The organism is Rhizobium anhuiense bv. trifolii, from assembly GCF_024346605.1.
GTDB classification, from domain to species: domain Bacteria; phylum Pseudomonadota; class Alphaproteobacteria; order Rhizobiales; family Rhizobiaceae; genus Rhizobium; species Rhizobium anhuiense.
Genome location: NZ_CP098801.1, coordinates 857366 through 868820, shown reverse-complemented (window position 1 = coordinate 868820; position 11455 = coordinate 857366). Strand labels below are relative to the sequence as shown.

Sequence of the window (11455 nt, the reverse complement as noted above, 5' to 3'; positions counted from 1 at the left end):
ATGCTGCCGACCATTCTCGATCTCTCAAGCCTTCGCGCCGCCTATCAATCCGGCCTGACGCCGCTCGACGCCATCGAAGAGGTGATTGCGCGGCGTGCCGCCTCGAAAGATCCGGCAATCTTCATCACCCCGGTGCCCGACGAAGAGCTGCGCGCCGCCGCCAAAGCCTTGATGGCACGTGCGCCCGAGGCAAATAGCCTGCCGCTCTGGGGCGTGCCCTTCGCGGTGAAAGACAATATCGATGCCGCCGGCCTGCCGACGACTGCTGCCTGCCCGGCCTATGCGTATCGGCCGGAGGCGGACTCCACCGTCGTTGCCCGGTTGAAGGCCGCCGGCGCGCTCGTCATCGGAAAGACCAATCTCGACCAGTTCGCGACCGGCCTCAACGGCACGCGCTCGCCCCATGGCGCGCCGCGTTCGGTCTTCGATGCGGCCTATATCTCAGGCGGTTCGAGTTCCGGATCGGCGGTCACCGTGGCCTCCGGCCTCGCGGCCTTTGCGCTCGGCACCGATACGGCCGGCTCCGGCCGTGTGCCGGCTGCCTTCAACAATCTGGTCGGCATCAAGCCGACCCCGGGTCTCTTGCCGAATACCGGCGCCATACCGGCCTGCAAGAGCGTCGACTGCATCACGATCTTTGCCGCGACCGTCGGCGACGGTGTTGCGATCCGCAAGGTCGCCGAAGGCTTCGATGCCGCCGATGCTTTTTCCCGCCACGCCAAGCCGGCGAACCTGCCGGTATCGGGGTTGCGCATCGGCGTCCTTGCTGGCGCCGAGCGGGAATTCTTCGGCGACAAGGAGGTGGAGGCGCTCTACGATCAGGCGATCGAGCGGGCCAGAGCGCTCGGCGCGACCATCGTGCCGTTCGATTACGCACCATTCCGCGAGGCCGCCGCCCTTCTCTATGACGGGCCGTGGGTCGCCGAACGTCTGGCGGCGGTCGAGACCTTCCTCGCCACGAACGCGGCCGATTTCGACCCGACGGTGCGCGGGATTATCGAAGGCGCCAAGGGCAAGACCGCGGTCGAGGCCTTCAACGGCCGCTACCGGCTGGAAGAATTGCGCCGCAGGACCGAAGCCGAATGGGAAAAGGCGGATGTGCTTCTGCTGCCGACCGCTCCGACCACCTATACGGTTGCCGACATGCAGGCCAATCCCGTCGTGCTCAACGGTCGCCTCGGCCGCTACACCAATTTCGTCAACCTGCTCGATTGCGCTGCGATCGCCGTTCCGGCCGGTTTCGGAAAGGGTGGCCTGCCAGGTGGGGTGACGGTGATCGCCCCTGCCTTCACCGACGATGCGCTGGCGCCGCTTGCCGATGCGCTGCACCGTGCCGCAGGTTCCGGCATGGGCATCGACCGGCAGGCGGCGATCCCCGAAGCCAGTCGTGTTGCGCCTGGCGATGACGGTTTCATCGAAATCGCGGTCGTTGGGGCGCATCTGACCGGCATGCCGCTCAATCACGAACTGGCCGGCGGGCGTCTGGTCAAGACCTGCCGCACATCAGGCGATTATCGCCTCTTCGTTCTGCCCAATACCACGCCGCCGAAGCCGGGGCTGCTGCGCGAACCCGGCCATAAGGGTCAGGGGCTGGAGGTCGAGGTCTGGGCACTGCCGGCCGATGCTTTCGGCAGGTTCGTCCAGAAGATTCCGGCACCCCTCGGCATCGGCAAGCTGGTGCTCGAAGATGGCTCCAGCGTCTCCGGCTTCGTCTGCGAAGCGCATGCGGTGAAGGGTGCCGAGGAAATCACCGCGCTTGGCGGCTGGCGCAACTATATCCGCGCCAAATTGGCGAGCTGAGGGGAGCCTTTCATGGCGGCAAAGCTCATCCGGCGCCTGATCGATCTGCTGCGGGACGGTCTGGCCGCCCGCAGCGAAGCGATCGGCAGCACCTGCGTCAACCCTGGCGGCTCTGGGAGCGTTCGGCAAGCTCGACGATGATGCCGTCGGGGTCGCGAACGAAGGCAATCTTGTTCAGCATCTCGGAGTGGACGGCGAAGCGCGGCCGCTCCTTGATCTCGACGCCCGCCTGTTCAAGGCGGGCGAAGGTCTCCTCGACATTGTCGAAATGGAAGGTGAGGTGCCGGACGCCGGCCGTATCTTCAGGCACGTCGACCGCCCGCGAAGCGCCGCCGGGCGGCGCGAAGATCTCCAGCATGCCGCCGCCTGCATCGAGGAACGCCACCTGCATGCCATTCGCCATCGTCTTGCGCAGCACGAGGCTGAGGCCAAGCAGGCCGCAGTAAAAATCGATAGCACGGTCCATATCGCCGACCGTCATGCCGACATGCTCGAAGGATTTCAGCATGAGAGAGCCCTTCCCGATTCAGACCGTAGCGGCGCTGCGCCACTCCCCCGCCGGAAGCCAGGAGCGATAGAGCGGATGATCGGCGGCGATCGGCATCGGCGTCGGCCGGCCGGTGCGCTGCGAGAAATAGGCGGCTGTCACCAGCTCCAGCGAATTGCGGGCATCCTGCAGCGTCACCGGCGGCTCCTTGTCCTCAACGATCGCCTTATGAAAGAGCTCGAACTGACGGGTGTAGCCATCTTCGCCTGGCACATAGCCAGCGAGCGCCGCGTCGATCCGCGCCTGATGCTCCTCCGTTCCGGCGACGAACGTCCACGGATCACGGCCCATCGTATAGGGTTCGATGATGCTTTCGGCGACGAGGTCGTTGAAGCAGAAGCGCAGCCGCGAGATCTCCTTGCGCGAACCCAGCGTCATCGACAGCGTCGCCAGCGAGCCGTTCTGCATCTTCACCGAAAGGGCTGCCGTGTCCTCGACCTCGATCGGATTGACCAGTGTCGCGCCATAGGAAAACACTTCGGCGCAGGGGCCATGGACATAATTCAGCATATCATGCGCGTGGATGGCGTGACCAAGAAGACCGCCACCGAGTTCGCTTGCCCATTTGCCGCGCCATGGCACGGCATAATAATCCGGGCCGCGCCACCAATGGGTTTCGATCGTCGTCAGGAACGGTTTGCCGGCAAGACCGCGCTCGATCAGTAGCTTCAGCTTCTGCAGGCCGGAGCCGTAGCGGTACTGGAAGATCGGCATCAGCTTCCTGCCGGGGAACCGAGCAAGGATGCGGCCCATCTCGTCGACCTCGGCAATCGAGCCGAAAAGCGGCTTCTCACAGATCACGTGCTTGCCGGATTCGATGCCCTTGCGGCAGAGTTCGAAATGCGAGCTCGGCGGCGTCGAAATGTCGATGATGTCGAGATCGTCACGGGCAAACAGCGAATCGGCATCCTGGGTGTATTCAGCAATGCCGTACTCCTCGCACAGCGCCCGGCCGCGCTCCTCGTCGAGCGAGCAGAGCACAGGAACCTCGAAAAGCTCCTTGTTCCAGCCGAAGCCGGCCAGATGCCGCGCAGCGATGCCTGCGCCGATGACACCGACGCGCAATTTCCTGGTCATGATATCCTCCTCAGCGAGCGCCGATCCGCGCGGCTTTCGTCTGGGCTTCGAGCGAAAGACGGCAGACTTCAAAAACGTGATCCTGCGTCATCGCCGTCTGCGTGCGGTTGCCGACGTCGGCGGTGAAAGCGTCGAAATAATCGAGCTTTTCGCCGCTGCAATCGATATGGGTCATTTCCTTGCCGTTGACCAGGAAGAGATGATCCTTACCCGGCCGGCCGGCAATATCGATATATTTGCGCAGCTCGATATAACCTTCGGTGCCGAGAATGGTCAGGCGCCCGTCACCCCAGGTCGGCAGCGCCTCCGGCGTGAACCAGTCGACGCGGACATAACCCGCCGCCTTGTCGGAACGCAGAAGCACCTCGCCGAAATCCTCGAAGGCCGGCTTGTCGGGCATGCCGAAATTGCCGATCGAGCTGGCGATGACCTCGCCCGTGGTCGAGCCGGTATAGAACAGGAACTGGTCGACCTGGTGAGAAGCGATATCGACGATGATGCCGCCGAAGGCTTCCGGATCGAAGAACCAGTCGGGCCGCGTCGGCAGTTGCAGCCGGTGGGGACCGACACCGAGCGTCTGGATGACCTTGCCGATCGCACCGTCGGCGACGAGCTTGCCGGCCTTGACGGCGGAGCGCACGCAGTGGCGCTCGGAAAAGCAGATCGAGAAGATCTTGCCGGTCTCGGCGACGGTGCGCTTGACGTCCTCAAGCTGGGCGAAGGTCGTCACACCGGGCTTGTCGGTCATCACGTCCTTGCCCGATCTCATCGCGCGGATGGCAAGCCCGGCACGATCGCGCGGGATCGCTGAAATGCAGATGACATCGATCGACGGATCGTCGAACAGCTTTTCCCGGTCGATCTGCGGCGCATCGGGATAGGTCTTCTCGAAGGCCTCGCGCAATGTCGGCACCGAAGTCTGCGGGCAATAGCCGACGAACTCGCCGCCAGAGGCAAGCAAACCCTTCACGTGATCGAACGTATGCCCATGGTCGATTCCGACGACGGCAAATCTCAACATCGCTGTAATATCCTCCCGGGATTTTCTTAGCGCCGGCTGACGCCAGCAGCCTCCATGTCGGGCAAAACAGATAACGAAAGCCGGCTCCTGTCAAGGCGAGATGAGGGGAAAAATCGCCGCACCATGTAGTTAACTATTTGAAATAAAATATGTATTTTGTATCTAAATAGTTATTTTGCGGGCTTTAGCGATTGGATTTACGAGAAATACCGCGGCTTGAGCCGATCAGGCAAAAGTCTTTTTCCCCAGTGCATCTTGCCCCGCCTTCATGAATGTGATCGATTTCGGCAGTCGCCGGGTCGGAGGGCGGCAACACCCCACAATTCTCAAAAGAGCGCTTCTCGCTCACCTTGACGGAAGATCACCATGTCTCAAGCTCTTCTCGATGTCGCCGCTTCGGATGGTCTTTTCGTCGGCCGCGTCTGGAATCCCGACGTTGCCGGACCGAGCATTGTGACATCACGCGAGGGCGTGCTGGTCGACATCACCTCGCGCGAGGCGCCGACGCTGAGCGCTCTCTTCGAGCGGCAGGACGCCGCCGGCTTCGTCCGCGCCGCAAGTGGCAAGGCGGTCGGTTCAGTGGAGCAGATCGTCGCCAACAGCACCGGCAAGCCGGACGAAGCGCGTCCCTATCTCCTGGCGCCCGTCGACCTGCAGGCCGTCAAGGCCTGCGGCGTCACCTTCGCCCAGTCGATGATCGAGCGCGTCATCGAGGAGAAGGCTGCCGGCAATCCGGAACGTGCCGCCGCCATCCGCGAACGTGTCAGCACGCTGATCGGCGGCAGCCTCACCAATCTGAAGGCGGGTTCGCCGGAGGCTGCCAAGGTCAAGCAGGCGCTGATCGACGAGGGCATGTGGTCGCAATATCTCGAAGTCGGCATCGGGCCGGATGCCGAAGTCTTCACCAAGGCCCCGGTGCTTTCCTCCGTCGGCTGGGGTGCGGAGGTCGGCCTGCATCCGATCTCGACCTGGAACAATCCGGAGCCGGAAATCGTGCTCGCGGTCAATAGCCGCGGCGAAATCAAGGGCGCGACGCTCGGCAACGACGTCAATCTGCGCGACGTCGAGGGCCGCTCGGCACTGTTGCTCGGTAAAGCCAAGGACAACAATGCCTCCTGCTCGATCGGTCCTTTCATCCGCCTGTTCGATGCCGGCTACAGCCTGGATGATGTTCGCAAGGCCGAACTCGATCTGAAGGTCACCGGCCGGGACGGCTTCGTGCTGCGCGGCAAGAGTTCGATGTCGCAGATCAGCCGCGATCCGACCGATCTCGTCAAACAGACGGTCGGCGCGCATCACCAATATCCCGACGGCTTTATGCTCTTTCTTGGCACGTTGTTTGCACCGACGCAGGATCGCGAGGCGCCGAAGCAGGGCTTCACCCACAAGATCGGCGATGTCGTCGAGATTTCCTCGGCAGGGCTCGGCGCGCTCGTCAACACCGTTCGGCTCTCCACCGAATGCCCGCCTTGGACCTTCGGCATTTCGGCGCTGATGAGTAATCTCGCAAAGCGTGGATTGCTGTAAGCTACTGGTTTCGCCGCTTGCCCTCTAAAAGGTCGAGAACGGAGTTTGCCGCCTCGAGAACGTTCGTGCCGGGCCCGAACACGGCTGCAACGCCGTGTTCGTGCAGGAAGTCATAGTCCTGCCGCGGGATGACGCCGCCGCAGACGACGATGATATCGCCACCGCCCTTTTCCCTCAGCCTGTCGATCAGCTGCGGCAGCAGCGTCCTGTGACCGGCCGCCAATGACGAGACGCCGACGACATTGACCTTTTCGCTGAGCGCGACGCTGGCGGCTTCGTCAGGGGTCTGGAACAGGGGACCGGCGAGCACATCGAAGCCGATGTCACCGAAGGCCGAGGCGATCACCTTGGCGCCCCGATCGTGCCCGTCCTGACCGAGCTTGGCGACCATGATTTTCGGCCGGCGGCCCATCGCTTCCGTCACCTCAGTCATGCGGGTCCTCAAGACGGCGAGTTCCGGCTCGTTGCTATAGGCCTCGCCGTAGACGCCTTTGATGACATTAGGGATCGCGGCATGATCGCCGAAGGCATCGCGCATGGCATCCGATATCTCGCCGACCGTGGCACGAGCCCGGGCCGCCTCGATGGCGGCTTCCAGCAGGTTGCCCTTGCTGGTCCGGGCGATCTCCGCCAGCGCGGCCAGCGTCTGGCGCACGGCCCCGCCATCGCGGCGCCGTTTGGTTTCCTCGATCCGCCTGATCTGTGCGATGCGCACCGCACTGTTGTCGATCTCCAGAATGTCGATCGGCTGTTCGTTGTCGAGCCTGTAGCGGTTGACGCCGACGATGACCTCCTCGCCCTTGTCGACGGCCGCTTGCCGGCGCGCGGCCGCTTCCTCGATCAGCCGTTTCGGCAGGCCGTCATTGACGGCCTTGGTCATGCCGCCGAGCGCTTCCACCTCCTCGATCAGCGCCCAGGCCTTGTCGGCAAGCTCCTTCGTCAGGCTTTCGACGTAATAGGAGCCGGCGAGCGGATCGACGACCTTGGTGACGCCGGTCTCATGCTGGAGGATGAGCTGCGTGTTGCGGGCAATGCGGGCGGAAAACTCCGTCGGCAGCGCGATCGCCTCGTCGAAGGAATTGGTGTGCAGCGACTGCGTGCCGCCGAGCACGGCCGACATCGCCTCGAAGGCGGTGCGGATGATGTTGTTATAGGGGTCCTGTTCCTGCAGCGAGACGCCCGACGTCTGGCAATGGGTGCGCAGCATCAGCGAGGAAGTCTTCTTCGGCTGGAACTCTTCCATGATGCGGGTCCAGAGCAGCCGGGCGGCGCGAAGTTTGGCCGCCTCCATGAAGAAATTCATGCCGATCGCAAAGAAGAAGGAGAGCCTTCCGGCGAAATCGTCGACATTGAGGCCCTTGGCGATCGCCGCCCTGACATATTCGCGGCCATCGGCAAGCGTGAAGGCGAGTTCCTGCGTGAGCGTCGCGCCGGCCTCCTGCATGTGATAGCCGGAGATCGAGATCGAATTGAACTTCGGCATCTCCCTTGCGGTATATTCGATGATGTCGGCAACGATCCGCATCGAGGGTTCTGGCGGATAGATATAGGTGTTGCGGACCATGAACTCCTTGAGGATGTCGTTCTGAATGGTCCCCGAGAGCTCGGCCCGCGAAACGCCCTGCTCCTCGCCAGCCACGATGAAGGCGGCGAGGATCGGGATGACGGCGCCGTTCATGGTCATCGACACCGACATTTCGCCGAGCGGAATGCCGTCGAACAGGATTTTCATGTCCTCGACGCTGTCGATTGCCACACCTGCCTTGCCGACATCGCCCTCGACGCGGGGATGGTCGCTGTCGTAACCGCGATGGGTGGCAAGATCGAAGGCGACCGACAGGCCCTTCTGGCCGGCTGCCAGATTGCGGCGATAGAAGGCGTTCGATTCCTCCGCCGTCGAGAAGCCGGCATATTGGCGGATCGTCCATGGCCGGCCGGCATACATCGTCGCGCGTGGGCCGCGGGTGAAAGGCGAAAAACCGGGAAGCGAGCCGAGATGCTCGGCACCGTCCAGATCCTCGGCCGTATAGAGCGGCTTGACGGCAATGCCTTCCGGCGTCTGCCAGGTCAGCGTTTCAGGTGAAGCGCGCAGATCCTTTTGCGCAAGCTCCGCCCAATCCGACAGCGTCTTCTTCGTCATGCGTTTCCTCCGGCTTTTTTCATCCCAACCCTACCATTTCACAGGCTCTTCGTGCGATAGAGCCCGAACAGGATGATTTTGGGCCGAGCCGGCCTAAAATCTGAATCCTGTTCTACATTATATAGTTAGAGCATGATGTCGTCCGAAAACCGCACGCACTTTTCGGCATCACGCTCTAGGATAATTAATGCGGCAAATCCTTGATTTCTATTGCCGGTTTTGGGACCCGCCTCATGAAGACCATGCAGATCTATGCCTTTGACATGAACTGCGTCGGGCATATCAACCACGGCCTGTGGACGCATCCGCGCGACGGCTCAGCGCATTATACCGATCTCGACTATTGGACGGAGTTTGCCAAGACCGCCGAACGCGGCAAGCTGGACGGCATCTTCCTTGCCGATATCGTCGGCGTCTATGACATCTTCAGAGGAAGCCCGGCGCCGGTGATCACGACGGCGGCGCAGATCCCGGTCAATGATCCGCTCATCCCGATTTCGGCGATGGCCTATGTCACCAAACATTTGGGTTTTGGCGTCACCGTCAATACCACCTATGAGCCGCCCTTTCTGCTGGCGCGGCGCATGTCGACGCTCGATCATCTGACCAAGGGGCGGATCGGCTGGAACATCGTCACCGGTTATCTCGATAGTGCTGCCCGCAGCATGGGTTTCGACAGGCTGCCGGAACATGACGCGCGTTACGACGCAGCCGAGGAATATCTCGAGATCGTCTACAAGCTCTGGGAAGGCAGCTGGGATGACGATGCGGTGCTGCGCGACAAGGTGGGCGGCATCTATGCCGATCCCTCCAAAGTGCGCACTGTCCGTCATGACGGTCAATATTACCGGATGGAGGGCATCCATCTCTCCGAACCTTCTCCACAGCGCACGCCCCTGCTCTTCCAGGCCGGCGCCTCCGCACGCGGCCAGGACTTTGCCGCCCGGCACGCCGAATGCGTCTTCCTCGCCGGCTCGAACCCCAGGGCGATGCGGCCGACGGTGGATGCGCTGCGGGCGAAGGCCGAGGAATTCGGCCGCGGCGCCGACGCACTGAAGATCCTGAGCCTGATCACTGTTGTCGTCGGGCGGACGGAGAAGGAAGCACGGGACAGGCTGGAGGAGTATCGCCGCCATGCGAGCGTCGAGGCCTCGCTTGCGCATTACTCCGCCTCCGTCGGCATCGATTTTTCGAAATATGGGCTGGATGACGTCATCGACCAAAGCTCGACGAACGCCAATCAGTCGGCGCTTGCGGCCATCACCAAACAGGCGGCGAAGCCGGTGACGCTGCGCGACATCATCGACCAGATGATACTCGGCAGCCGGATGAAGCCGGTGGTGGGCTCGCCCGAGCAGATCGCCGATCATCTCGAGGCATGGATCGAGGAGGGCGGCATAGACGGCTTCAATCTGGCGCGGACCGTGGCGCCGGAAAGCCTGCGCGATTTCGTCGACCTGGTGGTGCCGGTGCTGCAGGAGCGCGGTCTCTTCAAGGCGGACTACGTGGAAGGACCTTTGCGGCAGAAGCTTTTCGGCGGCGGGGACGGCAGGTTGCCCGCCGCGCATCCCGCCGCCCAGTTCCGGCACTGACTATCGATGGTCCAGCTTGGCGACCAGCCGGTCGCCCAGCCACTGAATGCCGCAGACGAGGACGATGAGGACGGCCACCACCGCGATCATCACATTGGTTTCGAAGCGCTGATAGCCATAGCGGATGGCGAGATCGCCGAGACCGCCGGCGCCGATCGCGCCCGCCATCGCCGAGGCGCCGATCAGCGTCACCAGCGTGACGGTGAAGCCGGCGACGATGCCCGGCAAAGCTTCGGGCACCAGCACCTCACGGATGATCGTCCAGCGATTGCCGCCCATGGCGCGGACGGCATCGATCAGCCCGCGGTCGACCTCGCGCAACGACACTTCGGCGATACGGGCGTAATAGGGCGTTGCGGCGATGGCGAGCGGCACGATGGCCGCCCAGGTGCCGAGCGCCGTGCCGACGATCAGCCGCGTCAGCGGGATCAGCGCCACCAGCAGGATGATGAAGGGCACCGAGCGGAAGCCGTTGATGATCCCACCGAGCACGCGATTGATCCACAGATTTTCGGCGATGCCGCCGCGCGCCGTCGCCACCAGGGCAAGGCCGAGCGGCAGGCCGGCGACGAGCGAGATCACTCCCGAGGCGACGGTCATCAGGACCGTCTCCCAAAGGGAGCGAAGAAGCAGTTCAACCATGATCGGTGTCATAACCAAGCACCTCCACCCGGGCGGACCGGGCCGTCAGGAATTGTTCGACCTTTCCGGCAAGCGCGGGGTCGCGCATGGGAACGGCGATGAAGAACCGTGCCACCGGCTGGTTCTGGATGTGGTCGATGCCGCCATGGACGAGGCGGAAGGAATGCGGCAGCGCCGCCGAGAGTTCGGCAAACAGCGCGCCCTGCGCCTGCGGCCCGGCGAGATCGACGCTGAGGATCGCCTCGCTCCCCGTCGTTGCCGACAGCCGACCGGCGATGTGATCCGGAAGCTGCGGGCGGATACCGCCGAGCAGGCTCCCGGTGATGTCAGCCTGCGGGTTGGCGAAGACCGACCAGACCTGCCCTTCCTCCACGATCCGCCCGGCGTCGATGACTGCGACGCGATCGGCAATGCCGCGCACCACTTCCATCTCATGCGTGATCAGCAGAATGGTCAGCCCGAGCTTACGGTTGATATCCCTCAACAGCGCCAGGATCGACCGGGTCGTTTCCGGATCGAGTGCCGACGTCGCCTCGTCGGACAAAAGCAGTGCCGGGCGGGCCGCAAGCGCCCGAGCGATGCCGACGCGTTGTTTCTGCCCGCCGGAGAGCGATGAGGGATAGGCTTTCGCCTTGTCGGCAAGCCCGACCAGATCGAGCAGCTCATGCGCCCGTTTCAAGCGCTCGTTCTTTGCAACGCCCTCGATCTTCAGCGGTAGCGCGACATTTTCCTCGACGGTCTTGGCGGAAAGCAGGTTGAAATGCTGGAAGATCATGCCGATGCGGCGGCGCAGCGGCTGCAGTTCCTGTTCTGAAAGTCCGGTGATATCTCGGCCTTCGATGAGAATCTCGCCGCTATCGGCGCGCTCCAGGCCGTTGAGGCAACGGATCAGCGTCGATTTGCCGGCGCCGCTGCGGCCGATGATGCCGAGGATCTCACCTCTCTTCACCGTCAGCGAAATACCGTCGAGTGCTGCCGTGGTTCCGAACCGCCGCTTCACATTGGTAAGCCTCACCACGTCTTCGGCCGCCGCTTGCGGCTGTGTCTCGATCGCCGTGGTGGAAACAAAGGAATTCATGTGCTTTTCCTTACAAACACCGAAGGCGGCC

General features: G+C 63.0%; 9 protein-coding genes. 3 read left to right on the top strand and 6 right to left on the bottom strand.

Annotated features, from left to right (window positions below; genetic code table 11):
* Positions 1–1800 (top strand): allophanate hydrolase, encoded by a 1800-nt coding sequence (atzF, locus tag NE851_RS04165; RefSeq protein ID WP_097630958.1) that lies wholly within the window; start codon positions 1–3, stop codon positions 1798–1800.
* A 97-nt stretch (positions 1801–1897) separates the two neighbouring features.
* Here atzF and NE851_RS04160 read toward each other — a convergent pair whose 3' ends face one another.
* The 3 genes from NE851_RS04160 to NE851_RS04150 are packed head-to-tail and all read right to left on the bottom strand — an operon-like array spanning position 1898 to position 4445.
* Positions 1898–2308: a VOC family protein gene (locus NE851_RS04160; RefSeq protein WP_047613059.1), complete on the bottom strand. Its 411-nt coding sequence runs from the start codon at positions 2306–2308 to the stop codon at positions 1898–1900.
* An 18-nt stretch (positions 2309–2326) separates the two neighbouring features.
* Positions 2327–3424, bottom strand: a complete 1098-nt coding sequence (locus tag NE851_RS04155) for a Gfo/Idh/MocA family protein (RefSeq protein WP_047613058.1) — start codon at positions 3422–3424, stop codon at positions 2327–2329.
* Positions 3425–3434: 10 nt separating this feature from the next.
* Entirely contained in the window at positions 3435–4445 is a 1011-nt protein-coding gene (locus NE851_RS04150; RefSeq protein ID WP_097622778.1) for a Gfo/Idh/MocA family protein, read from the bottom strand.
* 366 nt (positions 4446–4811) lie between these two features.
* Between NE851_RS04150 and NE851_RS04145 the strand changes: the two genes are divergently transcribed.
* Entirely contained in the window at positions 4812–5972 is a 1161-nt protein-coding gene (locus NE851_RS04145; protein ID WP_097630960.1) for a fumarylacetoacetate hydrolase family protein, read from the top strand.
* A gap of 1 nt (position 5973) precedes the next feature.
* Here NE851_RS04145 and scpA read toward each other — a convergent pair whose 3' ends face one another.
* The gene (gene scpA, locus NE851_RS04140; protein WP_097630961.1) at positions 5974–8112 is read right to left on the bottom strand and encodes a methylmalonyl-CoA mutase; all 2139 of its coding nucleotides are present in this window, start codon (positions 8110–8112) and stop codon (positions 5974–5976) included.
* 233 nt (positions 8113–8345) lie between these two features.
* Here scpA and NE851_RS04135 point away from each other — a divergent pair, with 233 nt between their 5' ends.
* On the top strand, positions 8346–9704 hold the full coding sequence (locus tag NE851_RS04135) for an LLM class flavin-dependent oxidoreductase (protein WP_097594818.1): 1359 nt from the start codon (positions 8346–8348) through the stop codon (positions 9702–9704).
* Here the strand turns inward: NE851_RS04135 and NE851_RS04130 are convergent, their stop codons facing one another.
* On the bottom strand, positions 9705–10358 hold the full coding sequence (locus NE851_RS04130; protein ID WP_097544047.1) for a methionine ABC transporter permease: 654 nt from the start codon (positions 10356–10358) through the stop codon (positions 9705–9707).
* On the bottom strand, positions 10339–11424 hold the full coding sequence (locus tag NE851_RS04125) for a methionine ABC transporter ATP-binding protein (protein WP_097622775.1): 1086 nt from the start codon (positions 11422–11424) through the stop codon (positions 10339–10341). Before NE851_RS04125 ends, NE851_RS04130 begins: the two co-directional genes overlap by 20 nt.
* Between the last annotated feature and the right edge of the window lie 31 nt (positions 11425–11455).

Bases quoted from the DNA above. Each gene is read 5' to 3' on its own strand.
- NE851_RS04160 (WP_047613059.1), bottom strand. From the start codon at position 2,308: ATGCTGAAATCCTTCGAGCATGTCGGCATGACGGTCGGCGATATGGAC.
- NE851_RS04150 (WP_097622778.1), bottom strand. From the start codon at position 4,445: ATGTTGAGATTTGCCGTCGTCGGAATCGACCATGGGCATACGTTCGAT.
- atzF (WP_097630958.1), top strand. From the start codon at position 1: ATGCTGCCGACCATTCTCGATCTCTCAAGCCTTCGCGCCGCCTATCAA.
- scpA (WP_097630961.1), bottom strand. From the start codon at position 8,112: ATGACGAAGAAGACGCTGTCGGATTGGGCGGAGCTTGCGCAAAAGGAT.
- NE851_RS04135 (WP_097594818.1), top strand. From the start codon at position 8,346: ATGAAGACCATGCAGATCTATGCCTTTGACATGAACTGCGTCGGGCAT.
- NE851_RS04125 (WP_097622775.1), bottom strand. From the start codon at position 11,424: ATGAATTCCTTTGTTTCCACCACGGCGATCGAGACACAGCCGCAAGCG.
- NE851_RS04130 (WP_097544047.1), bottom strand. From the start codon at position 10,358: ATGACACCGATCATGGTTGAACTGCTTCTTCGCTCCCTTTGGGAGACG.
- NE851_RS04155 (WP_047613058.1), bottom strand. From the start codon at position 3,424: ATGACCAGGAAATTGCGCGTCGGTGTCATCGGCGCAGGCATCGCTGCG.
- NE851_RS04145 (WP_097630960.1), top strand. From the start codon at position 4,812: ATGTCTCAAGCTCTTCTCGATGTCGCCGCTTCGGATGGTCTTTTCGTC.